Annotated in this window: 20 protein-coding genes; 8 read left to right on the forward strand and 12 right to left on the reverse strand. The window is 62.8% G+C overall.

From position 1 onward, the window contains the following. Positions 1-183 precede the first annotated feature (183 nt). Positions 184-1,101 (forward strand): NAD(P)-dependent oxidoreductase, encoded by a 918-nt coding sequence (locus BUS06_RS33000; RefSeq protein WP_074268480.1) that lies wholly within the window; start codon positions 184-186, stop codon positions 1,099-1,101. Positions 1,102-1,259: 158 nt separating this feature from the next. Beyond that, complete coding sequence (locus tag BUS06_RS33005; protein ID WP_074268481.1) at positions 1,260-2,558, forward strand: tetratricopeptide repeat protein; 1,299 nt, start codon at positions 1,260-1,262, stop codon at positions 2,556-2,558. Positions 2,559-2,595: 37 nt separating this feature from the next. Here BUS06_RS33005 and BUS06_RS33010 read toward each other — a convergent pair whose 3' ends face one another. Then, positions 2,596-3,042, reverse strand: a complete 447-nt coding sequence (locus BUS06_RS33010; protein WP_074268482.1) for a hypothetical protein — start codon at positions 3,040-3,042, stop codon at positions 2,596-2,598. A gap of 285 nt (positions 3,043-3,327) precedes the next feature. On the opposite strand from BUS06_RS33010, the gene BUS06_RS33015 reads away from it, so the two are divergent. From BUS06_RS33015 to BUS06_RS33025, 3 genes are all read left to right on the forward strand, one after another. Further along, positions 3,328-3,861, forward strand: coding sequence for a DUF6622 family protein (locus BUS06_RS33015; protein ID WP_367946982.1), 534 nt, complete (start codon positions 3,328-3,330; stop codon positions 3,859-3,861). A 146-nt stretch (positions 3,862-4,007) separates the two neighbouring features. After that, the gene (locus tag BUS06_RS33020; protein WP_074269448.1) at positions 4,008-5,108 is read left to right on the forward strand and encodes a sensor histidine kinase; all 1,101 of its coding nucleotides are present in this window, start codon (positions 4,008-4,010) and stop codon (positions 5,106-5,108) included. 59 nt (positions 5,109-5,167) lie between these two features. Then, positions 5,168-6,016: a LytR/AlgR family response regulator transcription factor gene (locus BUS06_RS33025; protein ID WP_074269449.1), complete on the forward strand. Its 849-nt coding sequence runs from the start codon at positions 5,168-5,170 to the stop codon at positions 6,014-6,016. A 68-nt stretch (positions 6,017-6,084) separates the two neighbouring features. On the opposite strand, the gene BUS06_RS33030 is transcribed toward BUS06_RS33025, so the two are convergent. The 7 genes from BUS06_RS33030 to katE all read right to left on the reverse strand — a co-directional run bounded on the left by BUS06_RS33030 (position 6,085) and on the right by katE (position 16,743). Continuing rightward, positions 6,085-7,113 carry a sulfonate ABC transporter substrate-binding protein gene (locus BUS06_RS33030; protein ID WP_074268484.1) on the reverse strand — a complete coding sequence of 343 codons (1,029 nt, stop codon included), beginning with the start codon at positions 7,111-7,113 and terminating at the stop codon, positions 6,085-6,087. 175 nt (positions 7,114-7,288) lie between these two features. Beyond that, on the reverse strand, positions 7,289-7,825 hold the full coding sequence (locus BUS06_RS33035; protein WP_074268485.1) for a carboxymuconolactone decarboxylase family protein: 537 nt from the start codon (positions 7,823-7,825) through the stop codon (positions 7,289-7,291). 154 nt (positions 7,826-7,979) lie between these two features. Continuing rightward, positions 7,980-9,110: a hybrid sensor histidine kinase/response regulator gene (locus tag BUS06_RS33040; RefSeq protein WP_074268486.1), complete on the reverse strand. Its 1,131-nt coding sequence runs from the start codon at positions 9,108-9,110 to the stop codon at positions 7,980-7,982. Positions 9,111-9,119: 9 nt separating this feature from the next. Then, the gene (locus BUS06_RS33045; protein WP_074268487.1) at positions 9,120-9,752 is read right to left on the reverse strand and encodes a chemotaxis protein CheB; all 633 of its coding nucleotides are present in this window, start codon (positions 9,750-9,752) and stop codon (positions 9,120-9,122) included. Positions 9,753-9,800: 48 nt separating this feature from the next. After that, positions 9,801-10,655 (reverse strand): CheR family methyltransferase, encoded by an 855-nt coding sequence (locus tag BUS06_RS33050; protein ID WP_074269450.1) that lies wholly within the window; start codon positions 10,653-10,655, stop codon positions 9,801-9,803. Between the two features lie 17 nt (positions 10,656-10,672). Continuing rightward, positions 10,673-14,257: a response regulator gene (locus BUS06_RS33055; RefSeq protein WP_074268488.1), complete on the reverse strand. Its 3,585-nt coding sequence runs from the start codon at positions 14,255-14,257 to the stop codon at positions 10,673-10,675. Between the two features lie 371 nt (positions 14,258-14,628). Beyond that, complete coding sequence (katE, locus tag BUS06_RS33060) at positions 14,629-16,743, reverse strand: catalase HPII (protein WP_254369032.1); 2,115 nt, start codon at positions 16,741-16,743, stop codon at positions 14,629-14,631. A gap of 276 nt (positions 16,744-17,019) precedes the next feature. Between katE and BUS06_RS33065 the strand changes: the two genes are divergently transcribed. After that, complete coding sequence (locus BUS06_RS33065) at positions 17,020-17,406, forward strand: hypothetical protein (RefSeq protein WP_083611712.1); 387 nt, start codon at positions 17,020-17,022, stop codon at positions 17,404-17,406. Positions 17,407-17,432: 26 nt separating this feature from the next. Further along, complete coding sequence (locus BUS06_RS33070) at positions 17,433-17,633, forward strand: hypothetical protein (protein ID WP_074269453.1); 201 nt, start codon at positions 17,433-17,435, stop codon at positions 17,631-17,633. 27 nt (positions 17,634-17,660) lie between these two features. On the opposite strand, the gene BUS06_RS33075 is transcribed toward BUS06_RS33070, so the two are convergent. Beyond that, positions 17,661-17,930: a hypothetical protein gene (locus BUS06_RS33075; protein WP_074268489.1), complete on the reverse strand. Its 270-nt coding sequence runs from the start codon at positions 17,928-17,930 to the stop codon at positions 17,661-17,663. Between the two features lie 490 nt (positions 17,931-18,420). Beyond that, positions 18,421-18,621, reverse strand: coding sequence for a CsbD family protein (locus tag BUS06_RS33080; protein ID WP_074269454.1), 201 nt, complete (start codon positions 18,619-18,621; stop codon positions 18,421-18,423). 867 nt (positions 18,622-19,488) lie between these two features. Between BUS06_RS33080 and BUS06_RS33085 the strand changes: the two genes are divergently transcribed. Then, positions 19,489-19,971, forward strand: coding sequence for a hypothetical protein (locus BUS06_RS33085; protein ID WP_074268490.1), 483 nt, complete (start codon positions 19,489-19,491; stop codon positions 19,969-19,971). A gap of 109 nt (positions 19,972-20,080) precedes the next feature. Here the strand turns inward: BUS06_RS33085 and BUS06_RS33090 are convergent, their stop codons facing one another. Together BUS06_RS33090 and BUS06_RS33095 are read right to left on the reverse strand one after the other, a co-directional pair. Further along, positions 20,081-20,884, reverse strand: coding sequence for a MipA/OmpV family protein (locus BUS06_RS33090; RefSeq protein ID WP_074269455.1), 804 nt, complete (start codon positions 20,882-20,884; stop codon positions 20,081-20,083). Between the two features lie 375 nt (positions 20,885-21,259). Continuing rightward, on the reverse strand, positions 21,260-22,150 hold the full coding sequence (locus BUS06_RS33095; protein ID WP_074268491.1) for a LysR family transcriptional regulator: 891 nt from the start codon (positions 22,148-22,150) through the stop codon (positions 21,260-21,262). Between the last annotated feature and the right edge of the window lie 51 nt (positions 22,151-22,201).

The raw sequence follows: 22,201 nt of genomic DNA on the forward strand, positions 1-22,201 counted from the left end.
TGCATCGTAAGACCGTTGGATATAAAAGAAAAATCGCTATTTAATATCCAATGTATCGTGCGCTCCGATAGTTTCCGAGCGTCCCGCAGGCCGCGAGAACGCCGCTGCAGCGCGCCGGCATCGCTGCGATAATGGCTTTCCCAACCCACCCCCAACCCAGCCCCCACTTGAAGGAGCCGCGCAGTGAGTGATTCCGCCGCCTCGTCTTCCAGCGACGCCAAACGTCGCGTCGCATTTCTCGGCCTCGGCGTCATGGGATATCCCATGGCCGGCCATCTGGCGAAAGCTGGACTCGATGTCACGGTCTATAACCGTACCTTTGCCAAAGCAGAGCAATGGGTCGCCGAACACGGCGGCCGCGCGGCCCGCACGCCGCGCGAAGCCGCCGACGGCGCCGACCTGGTGATGGCGTGCGTCGGCAACGACGACGACCTGCGCAGCGTCACGCTCGGCGATGATGGCGCGTTTGCCGGCATGAAGCGCGGCACGACTTTCGTCGACCATACGACCGCTTCGGCGAATGTGGCGCGGGAGTTATCCGCCGTCGCCACGAAACAGAGTCTGCAGTTTATCGATGCGCCCGTGTCGGGCGGCCAGGCCGGTGCCCAGAAAGGCACGCTGACCATCATGTGCGGTGGCGAGAAGGCCGCGTTCGAGCCGGCTGCCGTCACGCTCAAACATTACGGTGCAGCGGTGACGTTGATCGGTCCCGCCGGCGCAGGTCAACTGGCGAAAATGGTCAATCAGATCTGCATTGCCGGCCTCGTGCAAGGTTTATCCGAGGCAATCAATTTCGGCGAGTGCTCCGGCCTAGACATGCCGCTCGTGCTTGAAGTTATCGGCAAGGGTGCGGCAGCAAGCTGGCAAATGGACAACCGCGGCAAGACGATGATCGAAGGCAAGTTCGACTACGGCTTTGCGGTGGACTGGATGCGCAAGGATCTCGGCTTCTGCCTCGATGAGGCGAAACGCAACGGCGCCGCGTTGCCGGTCACGGCATTGGTCGACCAGTTCTACGGCGACGTGCAGGGTCTCGGCGGCAACCGTTTCGATACCTCGAGTCTGATCTGGCGCCTGCGGCAACTCAAGCGGGCTGACTAAGATAGCGTAATGCGGCTTGACGGCCGCGTCAGTTGCATTACGGGCTTCTCTTGCGCCACCATAACGGCTGGCGCAAGTGGCCAGCGCGCTGGGCAACACATTGAGCGGGCCATCCGAGAGACCATGCTCGTCAGGATCGGGCGCAATCCACCTCGCTTATGAACCAGCCTGCGCAAGAGGTTCCCAAGGTCGGCAACCAGCTTGTCGAGGCCGCGCTCGACGCCCAGCAGCAAGGCGACTTCGCAGGCGCCGAGCGTCTCTACCGCCAGGCGCTCGAAGCCGACCGCCATAACGGTATCGCCCTCAACAACCTGGCGAACCTCCTCCGCACGTCCGGACGTTTCACTGACGCAGTGGATCACTACCGGCACGCACTCGAAGCGATGCCGGATAGCGCGCCGATCCGCTCGAATCTGGCCGACACGCTGGAAACCCTGCAACGCTACGACGAAGCCGAGGCCGAACATCGCCGCGCGCTCGAACTGCAGCCCGATTACGCCGAAGCGCGCTACAACTATGCGCTTCTGCTGCTCGCCGCCGGCCGATATGCCGAAGGCTGGCCTTACTACGAAGCACGCTCAGAGGTCTTCCACGAGCACGGCGAATTGCCGTTTCCGCGCTGGCATGGCGAAGACCTGCAAGGCAAGACGTTGTTGCTGTTGCCCGAGCAAGGCTACGGGGACACCATCCAGTTCGTGCGCTACGCAAGCCTGCTGAAGACGCGCGGGCTGGCGAAGCTTTCGGTGATCTGCAAGCCAGCGCTTGCGCCGCTGCTACGCACGGTGCAGGGCATCGATGCGCTGATTTGCAACCCGCAAGGTCTGCACCTGCACGACTACTGGGATTCGCTGCTGAGCCTGCCCTGCCGCTTCGGCACGACGCTCGAGTCGATCCCTGTCCGGATTCCGTATGTCGGCGTCTTTGCCAACCGTCTCGAGTCGTGGCGTCAGCGTCTGCCGAACGACGGCGTCCGCATCGGACTCGTGTGGAAGGGCAACCCCGAGCATGAGAACGATGCGAACCGCTCCGTACCTCACTTCTCTGCGTTACAGCCGCTGTGGTCCGTGCCCGGCGTGCGCTTTGTCAGCCTGCAGGTGGGCGGCGCGGAGACCGAGGCGCGGGAATGCGCGGCACAACAGCCGGCCCTGTGTCTCGGCGACGAGATTCGCGATTTCGGCGATACCGCCGCCATCATCGGGCAACTCAATCTGGTGATCTGCGTCGATACCGCCGTCGCCCATCTGGCGGGCGCGCTCGGCGTCGCGTGCTGGGTGATGCTGCCGCGCCGGAGCGTCGACTGGCGCTGGCAGCGCGCAGGCATGCGCTCGCCGTGGTATCCCAAGGACCTGTATCTGTTCCGTCAAGGCGAAGCGGGGTGGCGAGGCGTAATCGGCGACGTGCGCAACGCGCTGGCCGACATCCTGCGCGACGCGCCAGAAGCGGACGCGGGCCGCTAACGCCATCCGGGAACGGAACCCGTTTCGGCCCACCGCTTCAGTTCGTCTTGCACAGCACGGCTGTCATGATCAGCGGCATGACTTCATGCACCACCGCGTCGCTGCCGGCATCCTGCAGGTGGGTTTTGACAGACTCGCTGGACCCGAAGACGACCACCCCATACAGCGAGCCGGCCATCGCCTGGCCGCTGCCCTTGTGAAACAGCTCGTCGTTCTGATCGTAGCCGAGTACGGCGTAGACACGGAAACCGAACGCCGTCAGCTGGCTGCCGCGAGTCGGACGGAACGCGTTGACGGAGTTGGCTTCCACGTGCATCGGTTGCGCTTCGATGAACTGGTCGCTTTGCAGGGAAGTAATGAAGGCGTGCGCGTTCGAGCTGCAGTCCAGCTGCGCATCGAGCTCGTGCGCGGCCGAGGGGATCGCATAGAGTACTGCGCCAGCCGCAGCCAGCACCCCAAGCGCGTTGGGAAAGCACATTCTCATGGTGATGCAACCCCTATCCTGGCAGTATGCGGCGTGGGGAGCCAGTTCCCAACCTAGGGCCTTTGCTCCGCTCCTTCTGTACGGCACCCATCAATGCAGATTACGTAGGCTTTCAACGACGCATCACGGCCCGCTGTCCCTGCCCGTTTGTACGCCTGGCCGGTTCGTCCTCCAGCCGCTCGCGCCGCAACTGGAGCATTTCGCGCCGTCGTTGGTCATTTTGTCGCAAACCGCTCGAACGTGGCGGCCACCTGACCGAACATCCGTGTCATCGAATCCCTCGATATAGACACGGAGTCCGCCGCCATGTTCACTACCATCGTTCTAGAGACGCCTCACTGGGTCTGGGGCGTGCTTGCCGCCCTGATCGTCATGGGTTTCAAGCAGACCGTCCCGCGCCGCCGGTCGCTGCGCAGCGCCACCGCCTTGCCGCTGGTAATGGTGCTGCTGTCGCTCTATGGTGTTGCGTCAGCTTTTTCCAGCCAGCCGCTGGCGCTGCTGGCCTGGGCCACCGGGGTCGCCGCCACTCTGGCACTTTCACAGGGCTTGCGGGTGTGGAACGGGATTCGCTGGCTGGAGCCGGAGCGCAGCGTGCTGATGCCCGGCAGCTGGCTGCCGCTCGGACTGTTGCTGGGGCTGTTCCTGTTCAAGTATTCGGTTGGCTTCACGCTCGCGACCGACCATGCCCTTGCCGCCGACGCCGGTGTCGCCGGCTTCGTGGGCCTCGTGTATGGCGCGTTTAGCGGCGTCTTCCTCGCCCGCGCGCTCGAGGTCTGGCGCGCGGTTCGCCAGGCGTTGCCGCGCGACACGGTTTATTGATGCATCCACACACGCAATCGTCGACGCGCGGACGATCTGGCGCACCCACGGACCAGCTACAATCCGCTGCTCGTGGCACCGCGCCAACGCGGGCCTCCAACCTGCTTGCCCTCTCGCGCGACGAGCAACTGAACCCGGACCGCCGCATGCCCACGTATCGTGTCGTTTTCGGATGGCTTTGGCGTGAGCTGAGAATCACCCTTCTCATCTCGCTGGCGGCCACATTCCTGTTCGGCCCGTTTTCGGACAGCGCGTTTGTCCCGGATCTGATCTACACCTTCACCGTCGCGCTATGCATTCAGGCGTTGATTGAAGCGGGCCGCTATGGTTTGTCGGCCAGCTTCATGCGCCGCGGCACCGCGCGCCTGACCGGGATGTCGCCCGAGAGCGCCGCCGCCCAGCGCCCCTGGCCGGGGTGGGGGCTGATGGTGCCGTGGATCGCAATGTCCGCCGTCGTGGGCTATCTCGGCGGCCACACGCTCGGCGATCTGTTGACCGGCACGCATCACGCGCCGCTTGGCTTCCTGCGCAATTTTCAGTCGCTGCTGCCGTCACTTTTGCCGACGTTTGCGCTTGCGATCGGTTGTACCTACTTTTTCTATGCGCGTGGCCGGCTTGCCGCCACCGAAGCGCAAGCAGAAGCCGCGCGGCGCACTGCCGTCGAAAATCAGCTCAGACTGCTGGTCTCGCAACTCGAACCGCATATGCTGTTCAATACGCTGGCCAACCTGCGCGTGCTGATCGGCCAGGACCCGCAACGAGCGCAGGCCATGCTCGATCATCTGAACGGTTTTCTGCGCGCCACGCTCGATGCCTCGCGCTCGGATTCGCACGCGCTCTCCGCCGAGTTTGCGCGAATCGGCGATTACCTCGAGCTGATGCAGGTTCGCATGGGGCCGCGTCTCACAGGGAAGCTCGATCTGCCCGACGAGTTGAGCAGCCTGCCCGTGCCGCCGCTGCTGCTGCAACCGCTGGTCGAAAACGCGATCAAGCATGGGCTCGAGCCGAGCGTGGCCGGCGGCCGGATCGAAGTTGCGGCACGGCGCGAGGGCCAGGAGTTGTTGCTGAGCGTGCGCGATACCGGCGTGGGGCTCGGCGCGGTGCCCGCGCATGGCAGCCGCTTCGGCATGCAACAAGTGCGCGAAAGGCTCGCCGCGCTGTACGGCAGCGCGGCCTCCCTTGAATTGACCACGCCCGATGACGGCCTCGGCGGCGCGCTTGCTGTCGTGCGCATTCCGGTCACCTGAGAAGCGCGAACAGCCTGAGCTGACTGCGCGCCAACCTATCCATGTCGACTTCAATCATGATGAACGCCACCGCCCTGATCGCCGAAGACGAACCTTTGCTGGCCGCCAACCTGCAAGCCGAGCTAGCCCGCTTGTGGCCCGAACTGCGTGTCGTCGCGAGTGTCGGCGACGGTGCGTCTGCGCTTGAGCAGGGTCTCGCGTTGCAGCCCGACCTGTTGTTCCTCGATATCCGCATGCCGGGGATGAGCGGGCTGGATGCCGCGCAGGCGCTGGCCGAGGATTGGCCCGATACGGGCCGTCCACTGCCACTGCTGGTGTTCGTCACGGCGTACGACGAATATGCGCTGCGCGCCTTCGAACGCGCGGCGCTCGACTATGTCCTGAAGCCGGTGCAGACCGAGCGGCTGGCGAAGACCTGCGCGCGCCTGCAGACAGCGTTGCAGGCGCGTGAGCAACCGCAGGCCGCGCAAGCGGGGCTCGCGCCGATGATCGATCAGTTGCGTGCGTTGTTCGGTGCCGCGGGGCAAGAGTTGCCGGGCGCGTCAGCTGCATCCGGGCTGGCAGCCGCAGCCACGGTTAGCGCACCGTTGCGCATGATCCAGGCAAGCGCCGGCAACACGATCACGATGGTCCCAGTGGGCGAGGTGCTGTACTTCGAGGCAGCGGACAAATACGTCCGGGTCATCACGGCCGAGCGAGAGCACCTGATTCGCACCTCGCTGCGCGAGCTGCTGCAGCAACTGGATTCGCAGCAATTCTGGCAGATCCATCGCGGCACGGTAGTGCGTGCCGATGCGATTGCCAGCGCCTCGCGCGACGAGTCGGGCAAGCTCACGCTCAGCCTGCGCGACCATGCGGCAAAGCTAAGCGTGAGCCGGCTCTACGCCGACCAGTTCAAGGGTATGTAGCCCGGCGGCGCATGCTCGCCGCAGACGTTCATATTCGTTTGCAGCGAGGCAACGTCGCCTCGCTGCTCTCACCCAACCGTATTCCAGCGCGCATCCGCGACCGTCAGTTTCTTTGGAATCAGCTTGAGATCGGTGAACGTATCGGCAATCTGCTGCTGATACGCGAGCGTGGCATCGGTGATCGGTTGCACGCCGTAACCGGCGCGTCCCAACGCGACTTCGAGTGTGGCCGCGTCGAGACCCACCAGCGGCGACAACTGCGCCGCCACGGCCGGGATGTTATTGCGTCCCCACTCGTCGACCTGATTGAGTTCGTCGAGCAGCGCATGCAATACCTGGGGCTGCGCCTGGGCGAACTTGCGGGTGGCGACGTAATACTGGGTGTTGCGCACAATCCCGTCTCCGTTGGTCAGGACACGTGCGTTTGCCTGACGTTCGATAGCCGCGAGATAGGGATCCCAGATCACCCACGCGTCGACGCTGCGCTGGACAAATGCCGCACGCGCATCGGCGGGCGTCAGATAGACCGGCTGGATGTCGGTGTACGCCAGACCGGCGCGCTGCAGCGCCTTGACCAGCAGAAAGTGAACATTCGAGCCACGGTTCAGCGCGACCTTTTTGCCACGCAGATCGGCCACCGTGCGGATCGGCGAATCCTGTTGCACTACCAATGCTTCGCCTTTGGGCGCAGGCGGTTCGTTGGCGATATAGACAAAGTCCACGCCTGCAGCCTGCGCAAAAATGGGCGGCGTTTCGCCGACCGTGCCGACGTCCACCGCGCCCGCATTCAATCCTTCGAGCAGTTGAGGCCCGGCGGGAAATTCAAGCCATTGCACGCTCACGCCTTGCGGCGCGAGCTTCTTTTCGAGCGTGCCACGGGCCTTCAGGACGACGAAGTTGCCGTATTTCTGGAAGCCGATGCGCAGCGTCTTCGAGTTGCCCTCGGCCAGCGCGGCCTGACTCGACAGCAACACGCCTGCGCCACCGGCAAGAACGGCACCCGTCCCGGCTGCCAGCGCCGCGGCAGCTTTCAGAAGCGAGCGGCGGCTCGAATCGACCGGCTGCGGGTTGCGGATAGAGTGTCCTGATGAAGCCATATGCGTCCTCTGGTGGTTCGTAGCGGCTCGTCCGGCCGCAAATGCGGCGGCGCCATCGCCGCGGCGCTCCCTAGGATAAGGACGCGCCGCCACGCAGCGAACCAATCATTACGCATATGCAAAGCATGGCGGGTGGAAAAGACGACAGGCGGCACATGCCGCCTGCCGTCCTGCTTTACGGCGCTGCCGGGAAATCCAGCGTCGTGTCGTTCACCCGGTTCACGAGGTTGGTGAAGGTGATGGACGTGATGGCGAGAATCACTTCGACCACCTGCTGTTCGCTGTAGCCGGCCGCGCGCACTGCATCGAGCTCATCTGCGGGAACCGTACCGTGCGTAGTTACGAGCGTCCGTACGAAGCGCACCAGCGCATCGCGCTTCGCGTCGCCGGTTTCGGCGCCTGCACGCACCTGCTTCATGGTGTCCTGCGACAGGCCGGCGAACTTGCCCATCAGCGTGTGAGCGGCGAGACAGTAATCACAGCCGGCCACTTCGCTGACAGCGAGCTTGATCACTTCGATATCGGACTTCGCCAGGCTGCTGCTTGCCAGCACGGCTTCCACACCGAGAAGCGCGCCAAGTGCGGCGGGGCTGTGCGTGCCGATGGTCGCGTAAGCGTTAGGCACCTTGCCGGCGGCCTTCTTGATCTTCGCGAACACTTCAGCGGTGGCGCCAGTCGCTTCTTGAGGGTTGATGGTAGAAAGACGGGACATGATCGACTCCTTGAGGTCTGGGTTTATCTGCTAGCCATGTCGTATGGCATGGAAGTCAGTGTAGCCAGTCTCAGCGAGTTAATTAATGCCACAATCGAGCAATTTTATGCTCAAACGTCTCATCGAATCAGAGAGTTGCTCCGACGGTCCGGGTCTAATAATGCCCGCTCAACGATCCCCGCCCACGCGTTGTCGTGCGCGGCAGTTCGATGGAAAACACCGTTCCGCGCGCCTCATCCGACTGCATGCTGACCTCGCCGCCGTGCATCTGGACGATCTCCCGCACGATGTGCAGGCCAAGGCCCAGGCCTTCGCGCGGCCGCCCGCCGACGCCGCTCGAACCGAACGCCTTGAACAGATGCGGCACGACGTCCGCTGGTATCACGCCGCCGTTCGTGACGCTCAGCTTAATCGTCTCATCGTTGCTGGCGTCGACCTTGACGATAATGCTGCAGCCGGGCTCACCGTGATGCAGCGCGTTGTTGATCAGGTTGGAGATGGCTTGCCACATCAGATCGGTATCCCAACGGCCGGCCGAATTCCCCTCGCTCAGAAAAAAGATCCGGTCGGCGCCCTTGTGCGTGGCGAATTCGTCGATCACCGATTTGCACAGCGCCGCCAGCTCGGTCGAGCGCGGTTGCAGTTGCAGCCGCCCGCCTTGCAGGCGTGCCAGATTGAGCAGTTGATCCACCATGCGCGCCATGCGCAGCGAACTGCTCTTGATGCGCGTGGCGGTCGTGGTCACCTGCTCGCTCCCCCCCACGCGCATCAGATACTCCGCCGAAGCCAGCACCGCGCCGAGCGGCGTGCGCAGATCGTGGCCGAGCACCGCCATCAGCATTTCGTTGGCTTCGAGCATCTGACGCGTCGTCACCAGTTGCGCGGCGAGCTGGCGCTTCTGCTGTTCGAGCTGCACGAAAACATCCACCTTCGATTGCAGGATGCGCGGGTCGAACGGCTTGTAGAGAAAGTCCACGGCGCCGGCTTCGTAGCCGCGAAACGTGCGCGAGGCGTCCTGCGCGGTTGCCGTCAGAAAGATGATCGGCACATGCGAGGTACGCGGGCTGCCGCGCATGAGCGCGGCCAGCTCGAAGCCGTTCATGCCCGGCATGTTGACGTCGAGAATGGCCAGCGCCACTTCGTGTTTGAGCAGCAGGTCCAGTGCCGCCGTGCCGGAATCGGCCACCAGCAGGTTGATCTCCGGCCGGGTCAGCGACGCCTGAAGCGCCATGATGTTATGCGCGATGTCGTCGACGATCAGAATGTTGACAGTGGGATTCGTCATGGCATCGGGTCAGGATTCACGTTCAATAAAAGCGGGCAGCCGCGCAAGGCGACGCGCCATTGTAGAGGGAGTCAAAATTTCGTCTGCAACGCCGCGCTCGATCGCGGCGCGCGGCATTTCCGGTGATGAAGCCGTATCAGGTGCCTGAACCCAGGCGGCACCGCCTAACGCGCGCACCGTTGCGAGGCCGCGCACGCCGTCTTCGTTGGCGCCCGAGAGCAGCAGCGCAAGCAGCCGCTCGCGATACACCCAGGCGGCCGATTCGAACATCACGTCGATCGATGGCCGCGAAAAACGCACGGCCGCCTCCGTGGACAGCGCCACCGTGCGGTCGTCTTCAACCAGCATGTGATAGCCGGGCGGCGCCACGTAGACGCGGCTCGCGAGAATGCGCTCGCCCGCGTCGGGTTCGAGCACCGGCAGCGTACTGCGATGGCTGAAGGTTTGCACGAGGTAGCTGAGCGGATCGGCGGGAAGATGGACCACCACCATCACGGCAGCGGAGAAGTCGCCCGGCAACGCGGCCAGCAGGCCGTTCAGGACGTCGATGCCGCCCGCCGAGGCGCCGATCGCCACCATCTCGAACGCGCGCGCGGGCGCCGAAGCGGCCTGGCGTTTCGCGGTAGGAGGTTGTGCGCGCATAGGCAGTCGCATCAGGATCGGCTGAACGATGTTGGCATGGCGGCGGCGTCAGCGCTTCTGGTAGATACGCTCACGCTGACAAAACTCGTCAAACGCTTCGTGCTGACTCGAGAAACGCAGGCTTTCCTTGCTACCCAGACCAAGGAAGCCGCGCCGCACGAGGGCGCGCTGAAACAATCCTAGCGCGCGGTCCTGCAGCGCGCGGTCGAAATAGATCATAACGTTGCGGCACGATACCAGATGTGCCTCAAGGAACACTTCGTCGGTCGACAGGCTGTGATCGGCGAACACCACCCGGTCTTTCAGGGCGCCGGCAAAGCGCGCGCCGCCGTAGGCCGCGTGGTAGTAGTCGGACAGCGAATGCTTGCCGCCCGCGGCCAGGTAGTTCTGCGTAAAGCCGGCAATCCGGTCGAGCGCGTAGATGCCCGACTCGGCGCGCGCCAGCGCGTCGGGGTTGATGTCGGTCGCGTAGAACAGCGTGCGCTCGGTTAATCCCTCTTCGTCGAACAGGATCTTCAGCGACCACAGTTCCTCGCCGGTGCTGCAGCCGGCCACCCATACCTTGACGGAAGGATAGGTCCGCAGGACCGGCATCACGTGCTGGCGCAGCGCCATGAAATACGCCGGATCGCGAAACATGTCGCTCACCTGCACCGTCAGGTACTGGAACAGGCGCGCGAACTCGGCGCCGTTGCGCATGATGCGGTCCTGCAACTGCGAGAGCGTGGTGAGACCGAACTCGTCCAGCGCCTGGGTCAGCCGGCGGCGCAGCGACGACATCGCGTAATGGCGAAAGTCATGCTGGTACTTCAGATAGATCGCCTCCAGCAGCAGCCGCAATTCGATATCGAAATCGCTGATGCGCGGCGGCCGGATCTCTGGCGCGGACGGGTTGCTTTTCATCGTACGGTTCTCTGCCACTAGCGTTGCCGCAGCCAGACGCGGCAGAGCGCGACCAGCTTGTCGACATCGATCGGCTTCGAGATGTAGTCGTCCGCCCCCGCTTCCAGGCAGCGCACCCGGTCGTTCGCCATCGCCTTGGCGGTCAGCGCGATGATCGGCAGATGGGCGAAGCGCGGATTGCGGCGGATCTCCGCCATCGCGGTCAGGCCGTCCATCTCCGGCATCATGATGTCCATCAGTACCAGATCGACTTCCGCCTCCCGGTCCAGCAATTCAAGCGCTTCACGGCCGTTGCGTGCAATCTGCAGCCGCGCACCGAGCGGTTCGATCACGTGCGACAGCGCGAAGATATTGCGTACGTCGTCTTCGGCGAGCAGGATGCTACGGCCTTCGAACGCGTTGTCGCGTTGCCGCACGGTGCGCAGCATGCGCTGCTGCTCCGGCGCGAGCGACGACTCCACGCTATGCAGGAACAGCGTGACTTCATCCAGCAGACGCTCCGGCGACTTCGCCCCCTTGATGATGATCGACTTCGAATAGCGGCGCAGGCGGTGCTCATCCTCGCTCGACAGCATCCGGCCGGTGTAGACGATCACCGGCAGCGCCAGATAGGCGGTGTCGAGCGCGAGCCGTTCCAGCAGGTCGTAACCAGTGCCGTCCGGGAGCGCTAGATCGGTCACCACGCAGTCGAAACTGCCGGCCGCCAGTTCGTCGAACGCGGCGGCAAGCGTCGCCACCGCCACGATCTCCGTATTGGCGCTTTGCAGCAACGCGCGGATGCTTTCGCGCATGGGCGTGTCGTCTTCGATCACCAGCACGCGTTTGAGGCGCTGCTGCAGACGCGCCTCGAGGCGGCGGATCGCCGCTTCCAGCGTCGAGCGTGCAGTCGGTTTCAGCGTGTAGCCGATCGCACCCAGATGCAGCGCCTTGTCTGCGTGATCGGTAGCCGAGACTATGTGGATCGGAATGTGGCGCGTGAGCGGGTCGTTCTTCAGCCACTCGAGCACCGTCAGACCCGAACGGTCCGGCAGGCCGACGTCGAGCAGCACGGCAGCCGGCCGCATGTCGCGCACGAGGGCGACGCCGCTGGTGGCATCGGTGGCATGCACGAAGTCGAAGTCGAGCTCGTGCGTCAGATCGCGCAGAATCTCGGCGAACGTCGGATCGTCCTCGATCGCGAGAATCACCCGGCCGCCGCGTGCCCGCTGATGCCGGTCGTCGTCGATCGGCGCGCGGCTGATTTCCTCGGCGCCATTCAGCGCCGCTCCGGCTTCGGCAAACGCGGCGGGTCGATGCGTGTTCGGGGCGATAGCACCGTTCGTGCTTGAGGCGCTAACGGCGGGGGGCGAAGCAGGTGATGAGGACGACGAGCTGTGAGCCGTCTTTGGCACCGCGGTAGGGGCGACTTGCCGCGACGGCTCGTCGTGCTGTTGGTCGGTATTGGCGGACACCGCGCCGCTCGCATCCACCGGCAGCCACAGTGTAAACACACTGCCCTTGCCCAGTTCGCTCGTCACCGAAATGCGGCCGCCCAGCAGCCGCGAGAATTCGCGCGAAATCGACAGACCAAGGCCGCTGCCGCCGTAGTGCCGGCTGGTGGAACCGTCAGCCTGCTGGAAGGCTTCGAAAATCAGTTCAAGCTTGTCCGGGGCGATACCGATTCCGGAATCGCGCACATCGAAACGCAGCATGCCGCTCTCGGCCAGCGTCACGCCAAGCGAGACCTCGCCGCGTTCGGTGAACTTCACTGCATTCGACAGAAGGTTACGCAACACCTGCACCGCGCGTTGGCTATCCGTGACGATCGTCTCCGGTACGTCTTGCGCGCGCTCGAAGCTGAGCTTCAGATGCTTGGCGGAAGCCATCGGCGTGAAAGTCTCGCGCAGCGCCTGCAGGGTGGCGTCGAGCGAAACCGTTTCGAGTTCGATGCTGATCTGACCGGCTTCCACCTTCGACAGATCGAGAATGTCGTTGATCAGCACCAGCAGATCGCTATTGGACGCGTGAATGGTCTCCGCATAGCGCACCTGCTCTTCGGTCAGATTGCCCGTGCGGTTCTGCTGCAGCAGCTTGGCAAGGATCAGCGAACTGTTCAGCGGCGTGCGCAGTTCGTGCGACATGTTGGCGAGGAACTCGGACTTGTAGCGGCTCGCCTGTTCCAGGCGTGCCGCGTTGGCCGAGAGCTCGTCTTGCGCGCGGATCAGATCGGCCTTTTGCCGCTCGAGCCGCTGTGCGTATTCCTCGAGTTGCACATTGGTCTGTTCGAGCTCGGCCTGCTGGTTTTCGAGCCGCGCCTGCGACTCCACCAGCGCCCGGCCGCGCTCCTCGAGCCCTTCGTTCGAGACGCGCAGCTCTTCCTGCTGAACCTGCAATTCTTCATTCAGTTGCTGCGTTTCGATCAGCACGTCCTGCAGACGCTCGCGGTACAGTGCCGCCTCGAGAAAATCGCCCATGCCGCCCGCGATCAGTTGCAGCAGTTCGTGATCGCGCTCGACCAGCGCCCGGACGAAACCGAGTTCGACCACGCCGTTGACGACGCCGTCGTTCTCGATAGGCAGCACGATCAGGTTTTTCGGCGGACTCATGCCGAGGCCGGAGACAACCTTCACATAATCGTCGGGGACGTCCTGCAGAAAAATGGTGCGGCGCTCGAGGGCGGCCTGGCCAATCAGGCTTTCGCCGCTTTGAAAATGCTGGGTGGCTTGTTCATTTTCGGGCGTATAGCCATAAGAAGCGGCGCGGCGCAGCGCGCCGGTATCCTTTTCGCGCACATAGAGCGCGGCCACCGCCGCCCCGAGATACTGGCCGAGAAACTCGAGCATCGCCCGGCCGACGAGCGATGGCGTGACCTGCCCCACCACCTTCTCCGCCAGCAGCCGCTGACCCGAGCGCAACCAGACCTGCTGCTGCAATACCTCGGTCTGCAGGTCCTGCTCCTTGAGGACGCCGTCGTAGGTGGCGGAGAGTGCCAGCAATTCACGCCGCCCCATCCAGGCCAGCAGGCCGCTGACCAACAGACTGAAGAACAGGAAGGCGGTGACCAGCGTGGTCGTGACACTTCGCGCCGCTGCAGCGCGCTCCTGTCGCAAGCGCAACTCGACGTTGAGAAATTCGGCGAACTCGCTGCGCGTTTCGTCGAACTCCATCTTGCCTCGGCCGCTCACAAGCTCCGGCTGGAAGTTCACGTTCTTGCGCCGCAGATCGATCACCTGTTGCGCGTAACGATCCCATTGAGCCTGCACGGCCTCGATCTGCTTGAGGCGATCGACCTGCGGAGGATTGTCGGAGACCATTTCCTCCAACGATTTGATCTCCGCATGGAAGCGCGCCTGACCCACCTCGTACGGCGCGAGAAAGTTCTCGTCGCCGGTAATCAGAAAGCCGCGCATCGACGATTCGCGATCGACCGCGAGACGCAGCATCTCATTGGCGTCGCCGATTACCCGCTCCGAGTGTTCAGCCCAGTTCATGGTATTGACGAGGTATGCGATCAGCGCGACGAACAGCGCCGCGGTCAGAAGACCGACGCCTAGTGGCAGCGCGATGTTACGACGGATGATGCGGCGAAATCGATCTTGATCGACAGCAGTGAAGGCGGGCATTTTTTCTATGTTTCGTCTGGTCAGCTTGCTCGGCTCGGCAATTTCGACTGATGTACCGCCACCACAAGATACGTTGCGGCTGTCATGCTGCCAACGGTAGCCGGACGCAACGCAAGGCCTTGGGAAGCGCACGCGGTTTGCCTTCTCACCGCGCGGCGGCCTCGTATCATACAGCGACAGTAGGGTTTCGATCCATGCGGCCTGCCTGTGCGCGGCAAGCCGCGTGTTGGCGGTTTGATCGGACAGGCGTGAGCAGCAAGCGGCGTGCCCGACCACGGCATGCGTCGCTCGCTGTTGCCATCAGCGGAGGCAAGGATGGCGCTTCCGTTCGCACCTCTGCCTCCGCTCCCGCTTGCGCTGGCCTCGCCGCCTCACGCCGGCACCGACTCCGCCATCGCTGCGCGCGACCAGACCCGATGCTGTTCTGCCGCGGCAACGAATGCCTTCAGCACCTGCGCGAGCTGTTTGTCGTCGCCGGTCGCCACGCCGTCGGCATTCTCCGGCAAGTGCGCCGCCGACAACACGTCACGCCCAGCGCCCAACGCTGCAATCGCCTTGAGATGCTTGAATGCTTCGAGTACGAAGTGACGTGCGTCGCCCGATTGCGCAAGCGCCTTCGCACCCGCTTCGCCGCCTGCGACGACGATCGCGTCGAACATGATCGACGGCATGCCGGCAATCGTCGCATCGGGTTGCAGGTCACCGATAGCGGCGAGAGTCGGCGCTATCAATAGCGGCGTGGCGCCTTCGTCGCGCAGGGCCTGCTGGAGTTTGCCCAGCGACGCGACGTCCGAGCCCGGCGCTGCCAGCAAGGCAATCTTGCGCGTCTTGATGCCCGGTTTTACACGGTTGAGCAGGCTCAATGCCGGTGAGGTCTCCGGTTCCGACGCAACCGGCGCCTTGCCCTTTTTCGGCGCAGGCAGGCCCAGGCCAGTCGCCACCTTGGCTGCCAGGTCCGCGTCGAAGTTGGCGAGGATCTGGTTCACCACGCGCTCGCGAATCTCCGGCTTCGTGACCTTGCCGAGTTCGAACTGGTAAGCCGCCGCAATGTGTTCTTTCTCGACCTCGGACATGCTGCGGTAGAACAGCGCGGCCTGCGAGAAGTGATCGGCAAACGACTCGCTGCGCACGCGAATCTTCGCGCCGTCAATGCGCTCGTGATAGCTCTCGAAGCCACCGTCCGCTGCGGCAGGATCGGTTTCCTTCGGCCAGCCGCCATTCAGCGAGTTCGGCTCGTACGAAGCCTGACCGACATTGATCGCCTGACGGTGCATCGCGTCACGCTGGTTGTTCTGGAACGGGCATACGGGACGGTTGATCGGAATCTCGTGGAAATTCGGTCCGCCCAGTCGGCTGATCTGCGTATCCGTGTACGAAAAGAGTCGTCCTTGCAGCAGCGGATCGTTGCTGAAGTCGATGCCCGGCACGACATGGCCCGGATGGAATGCCACCTGTTCAGTCTCGGCGAAGAAGTTGTCGGGGTTGCGGTTGAGCGTCATCTTGCCGATGATTTTCACGGGCACCCGCTCTTCGGGAATCAGCTTGGTGGGATCGAGCAGATCGAAGCCGAAGCTGTTTTCATCTTTCTCTTCGACGATCTGCACGCCGAGTTCGAATTCCGGGAAATTGCCTTGTTCGATGGCTTCCCAAAGATCGCGCCGGTGAAAATCAGGGTCCTTGCCGGCCAGTTTTTGCGCCTCGTCCCACAGCAGCGAGTACGAGCCGAGCACCGGACGCCAGTGAAACTTGATAAAGCGCGATTTACCCGCCGCATTGACGAAGCGGAACGTGTGAATGCCGAAGCCTTCCATGGTGCGCAGGCTGCGTGGAATCGCGCGGTCCGACATGGTCCACAACACCATGTGGGCGGACTCGGGCACTAGCGACACGAAGTCCCAGAAGGTATCGTGCGCCGATCCGCCGGTCGGCATTTCGTTCGGCGCTTCCGGTTTGACCGCGTGGACGAAGTCCGGAAACTTGATGGCGTCCTGGATGAAGAACACCGGCATGTTGTTGCCCACCAGGTCGTAATTGCCTTCCTGTGTGTAGAACTTGACGGCGAAGCCGCGCACGTCGCGCACGGTATCGGCAGAGCCGCGCGGTCCCTGCACGGTCGAAAAGCGCACATATACCGGCGTCTGCACCGATGGGTCCTGCAGGAACGCAGCCTTGGTGTACTCGCTCATCGACTCGTACACCTGAAACACACCGTGCGCGGCCGAACCGCGCGCATGCACGATCCGTTCGGGAATCCGCTCGTGATCGAAGTGCGTGATCTTTTCACGCATGATGAAATCTTCGAGCAGCGACGGACCGCGCGGACCGGCGCGCAAGGTGTTCTGGTTGTCGGCGATTTTCACGCCCTGATTGGTTCTGAGCGCCTCGCCATCGGGGCGCAGGCGAAACTGTTCGAGATCCTGTGTCTTGGGATCGGCGCCCGTGGTCGTGCGGCCGGCGGGCTGCCGGTTGTTCGATTTACCTGCCATGGGGAAACTCCTTGCGTACGGCGCGACCGAGCGAAACGTCGGCTTGGCGCGGACCTTTCGTTCAGCAAGCGATGTTCCCAACGGCGCGTGCGGAGCGGCACTTTTGTCGATTCGGGAAACGCCTGGATCGACCCCGATTGCACAAATCACTGTATGAATGTACAGTGTCTTCTCTTACCTTTCCTGGCCGTCGGCATCCGTAGCGCGTGATGCCGGCGTCTGATAATCGGGCAGCGCCCGGTCTGCCACAACGTGCGGCAAATAGATGGAGAAGACATGCTGCGATCTCTGAGCGCGGGAGTTGTGCTGCTTGTAGTCGCCACAACTGTGGCGGCAGCTGCGCCATCAACAGCCGCAGCAGGCGCGCATTACGTGGAAGTCTGGAATCCGCCGGAAGCGCGCATCGCTTCGCCGGTGGCAGCGGCCAAATCCAGGGTAAAGCCGGGCAAAACCGCGCTGCTGGCGCGGAGCATGGGCAAAGCTGCTGCGCCACACCGCATTGCGGACCGACTATCCAAGGCTTCGACTACAAGGCGTGTGGGCATCGACGCCGCAAAGAAAACCACCAGTCCGCGCTTTATCGACATTCCGCGCATCTTGACACCCGAAGGCAACGTGCTGCAGGTGAGCACCGGTCGCATGGCTGTTTCCGTGGTGCGATGACGCTGGCTATCCACGCGCGGCAAAAGATGGAATCTGAAACCTACAAGGGCTATGCGATCTGGGGCCATGCCATCGTCCAGGACGGCGGGTACGCGTCCAGCGGCACGATCACGCACGGCACAAAGCTGATCGAAGGATCAGGGATTCTGGGCAATTTCGAAACGGACGAAGAAGCACGCCTCGCGGGACTCGACTGGGCTCGAGCGTGGGTCGACAGTCACGGATAGCGAACGCGAGGGCCGCGACTGTTTAACCTAGGGTTGGATGAGCGCAAAACTGTCGCGCCCCGAGTACCCCATAAAGTTGTCGATCAGCAGCAACAGGTCTGCCTCATCAGGCCTCGTGCCCCACCGGCTATGTCCGGAAATCGACGCGATCGCAAACCATGAATGCGGCGGAAACCATTCGGCATGCACAGTGCGCTCGCCGATGATGCGCAGACGCCCGGTATCGCAAAGATACTCGGCGCGAACCGTTTCTCCTGACACCACCTTGCTGGCAGTAATCGGCGCAGGCTCAAACATGGCGTCCTCCCGTTTGTGGATCCCTGTTGTTCAAATCGTGTGAATAGCTTTTTGGGTTCCCCCTAGCGGTTCAATTCCGCGTGGTGCTGGTCCGGGCCGAACCATGCCCGCAACGGCAGCGCGCGCGTCAGCCGTCAGGTGTTATAAGGCAAGTTTTGTGCCGATTCGATCAACTGACCGTCTGACGGTCTTTTGCCCAAACGTCAGTTTTTTGGCCTGCATTCTTGTGTGGCGAGCCGCCCGTCTTGTGTGCCAAAGCGAGCAAATCGGCACTGCTTCGGTGCGCACCGCAGCGGTACTTTAAAGGGAGCCATTATTAGTACGGTATCCGAATCAATTATCGGACGGTGCGGGGCAGCGATAGCGTCGAACAGACGTTTGATTGGACACTGATGCGAGCGACAGAGAGCGGCCACGTCACGACGCGACCGCCCTCAGCGGTGAAATACGGCTACGCCCCGTTTAACCCTGCACGGGGCTTACACCGCGATCAGTGGGTGCGCTTTGCGGGGTGCTTCGCCGCATCCTTGGCTTCTTCCCGCGCATCGCCCATGTCCTTGCGGGCCTGACCCATGCCCTGCTGGATATCGCCCTTCATTTCGCGGCCGACGTTCCCAGTGGCTTTCCCTGCCACTTCGTTGACCTTGCCCTTGGCCTTTTCAGCAACGCCCTTCACCTGGTCCTTGTTCATGACGTCCTCCAAAAGTGCGACTTGTGTCGCGACGTTCATCACGCCGCAAGCACTGTTCCTGCTATCGGGGAATTTTCAGCTTGCTTTCCTTGCGTGTAGCGCTCCGCTTCAACCCTGGTGCGATTCCTCTGCCGCGCCGGAATTGCAGGCTTTTTGACTCGACCAGACGTCCGGTTGCCCGCAATTCAATGAAATGCGCCGCCAATTCCCCTCGTTTCGCCGGATCGCATTTACTGCATCGCCTTTACACTGTTTTCCATGGGCACGACGAATCACTGAGTCCATACGCGGTCTTCCCCCCGCGTTGTTTTGACCGTACCTGTAGAGCAGCACGTAGAGCAGCACGTAGAGTAGTTCTTAGAGCAGTCTGGCAGGTTGCAGTAGAAACGGCAGTTGCTTGTACGCAGTACGTAGTCGTAGCACGCTCCAGCATCACGCAGTTGCAATACCGGTAGCAGAGCAGCACCGCAGTAGCGCATCGACGAAGCGCTCTCGCATCAGATGCAATGAAAGCAACAGGGGTTTGCAGCAAAAGAAGGTAAAGGACCGAAGGACCACGTCTCAAGCAGTTTGAAGTGCAACAGCGTTGTTTTGATGGGAACCACGTCGGCAAGCATCCACGCGCCTGTGCGACTCTTCCATCCTGTCCGGCCCTGTCCCCCGTGGGACAGGGCTTTTTTTTCGGCCGCGTCACACCTTGACACAACTGCCCCAGTCAAGCGTCTCAAAATTTAAGGCTATCTTAATTGTTGCTTGCGATGATGCTGACACGACGCACCTACAAGGATGCGAATTGTCCCGCCGGTGCGCCGTCTGCAAGAAGCTTCTCTGGCGAACCGAGCGTTACAGAACGAGGTTAAAACCGTCATGCCGAACAAATCGCAAAGCCGCAAACGCAACCAGCCTGCCATGTCGCCGCTGCTGCGCGCCCTCACGTTTAGCCGGGCCGCGCACGAGCCGGTCACGCAGGCAATGCTCCTGCAGTGCTACACCGCCCTCGATGCGTTCAAACGCGGTCACGGCTCACGGGATCTGTTTATGACGCTCGGCCGGCATTTTCTGGTGTCCGAAGAGCTTTGCCGTCTGGGACTCGAGCCGCAAGGTCTCGAGTACATCGAGAGCGCACACGGCGCGATGGTGCAACTCGACGCCGCAGAGCATCAGCAAGGCGACTGGGCATTGGGCGAGGACGAGTACCTGCGCGTGTGCGCGGCGCTGTCGATTCTCGATGCGCAACTGTCCGCCGCTTCGCTCGAAACGATCGCACGCGCCGAAGCCCGCATGGTGGAAGGTCTGATGAGAGCGGGCCGGAAAGAAGCGGTCGCCGAAGCGCCGACCACCGTCTGCTAGGACCGCGGCCGGAGTTGGGTCGAGCCGGGTGCGTTGTAGCAACCGGTTCGCGAGCGACTGCAGGCCGCGCGAGGGCTCAAGCCGGAGCCCGCGCGCGCAGCAAGCTCGCTCAGAACTGGTAATTGATCGACAGATCCAGCACCCCGTTCGACGAGCGCTGAGTGACAGGACTATGCGCCGCGCTGCCGACCAGTTGCTCCAGCGCAAAGTCGCACGCCGCAAACCAGTGCTTCTGGAAGAACCAGATCGCACTGACGCCGAAACCCGCCGACTTCAGACCCGCACTCGCGTGATAGTACGAGTACTGGGATTCGGCGGCCTGCTGCTGGTCGATGCCGAACCAGGCGTTCATGTATTTGGAATCGGCGAAGGTCAGACTCGGCCCTGCAAACCAGAAGAACGTCTTCGAACTGCCGGGCAGCGGCATATAAGCGCCGACGTCGCCGATCCAGCCATTCGACCCGCCGAAGCTGCGCCGGATATCGGCGCGCAGCACCATCGGAAAACTCTTCGATATGACGTAGTCGCCAGCCAGTTTCAGTTCCGGGGCGGGGTTGATGTTGCCAAGGCCGTGCAGATGCTCGTCATCGTCCTGACCGCGCCGTCCCAGGTCATAGGCAACCGCAAGGCTGATCCGCCAGTTCTGGCCTTGTGCCACATTGGCGCCGAAGCCTTCGCCGGTCGAAGCAAAATACAGATCGCTATAGCGGATGTCGATGCTCGGGCCGCCCTCGAAGTGATATCGATCGGCGCCGTCATAGCGCGGCTGGAAGGCGCCGGCGATACCGACCGCCGCTTGCCACGTGGGAATTTCCGGTTCCATCAATTTTTCCAGCGGCACCCCCGCCGAATATTGCCATTCCTGCAAAGGCGCCGGCGTTTGAGCTTTGGCTGGCGTCGCGATCACGCTCATGCCGGCGACAGTGGCAGCAACCAACCATGGCGTTGCGGCCGCTTTTTTGTTGGAACGGCTCCGGGCCGCCCGCGTTATATGTCCGTTCGACACCCATCCTCCGATCGCGCTGGTCGCGAATGAATTGACCGGCCGCTTTCCAGATCCCGCGAGGCTGTATCGATTGCCACGCAGCCATGCTTGGGCATGTAATTCTTTCAGCGGCTGGTACATATGAGTTGGCCGATGGCGGCATTTGATGTCGCCGCTGGCCGAACTTGCCGGCTGCGACGACTTCTGGCCCCATCCTGCCAATATCTGCAAGGCTCGACGAGTGCAATATCCGGGCCTGATCGAAACGTCGAGCGGTCGAGCCCGTCGATTTGCGTCACTTCCTCAGTGAGTCAAAGTCTTCGCCAGTTGCTCGCGCAGAAATGCGGTGAATGACTGGATCGTAATCGAGCTTTGCCGATGCTGCGGATAGACTGCAAAAAGCGCGGTTGCACGCGGCAGAAACGGCTCCAGTACGGGGACGAGCTGACCGGCCTTAAGCGCGGCGGAGACGATGAAATCCGGCAGGCGCGCAATGCCGAGCCCCGCAAGCGCCGCATCGCGGATCAATTCACCGTTGTTGGCACGCAGCGGTCCGTGCACCTCCACGGCCTTGTGTGCGCCGTCCAGCACGAACTCCCAGCTCGCTGGGCCGCCGTGTCCATACAGAAGACAGGCATGCCGCTCGAGCTCGGCCGGCGCGGCGGGCGTACCGCGCCGGCGCAGGTAGTGCGGGCTGCAGCAGACCACCATCCGGACTTCCGCGAGCTTTTGCGCGATCAGCGTCGAATCGGCCAGCGTGCCGATGCGGATCGCCATGTCGAACCCCTCGCCCACCACATCGACGGTGCGATCGCTCAACTCCATGTCGAAGCGCACGTCTGAATGTTTCTTCAGGAACATCGCTACCAGCGGCGACAGATGGACCATGCCGAACGACATCGGCGCACTCACCCGCAGCAGCCCATGAGGTGACGCCCGCCGCAGCGACATGGCCTGCTCGGCTTCTTGCACCTCACCGAGAATGCGTTTGGCCCGCTCGTAGAACTCCTGGCCGAGTTCGGTGACGGCAAGCTTGCGCGTGTTGCGGATCAGGAGCCGCACGCCGAGTGCCTCTTCGAGCGCCATGACGCGGCGACTGACGAACTGCTTCGACAGCGACAGCCGGTTGGCTGCGGTAGTGAAGTTGTGCGCGTCAACCGTGGCGACGAAAATCCGCATGTCATCGAGTTGCATTGGCTCGCTCCTGGGTGTTGATCATGGTCGCCCGTCTGTGGTGTCGCCTAC

The sequence above is a fragment of the Paraburkholderia phenazinium genome (assembly GCF_900141745.1).
Classification (GTDB): domain Bacteria; phylum Pseudomonadota; class Gammaproteobacteria; order Burkholderiales; family Burkholderiaceae; genus Paraburkholderia; species Paraburkholderia phenazinium_B.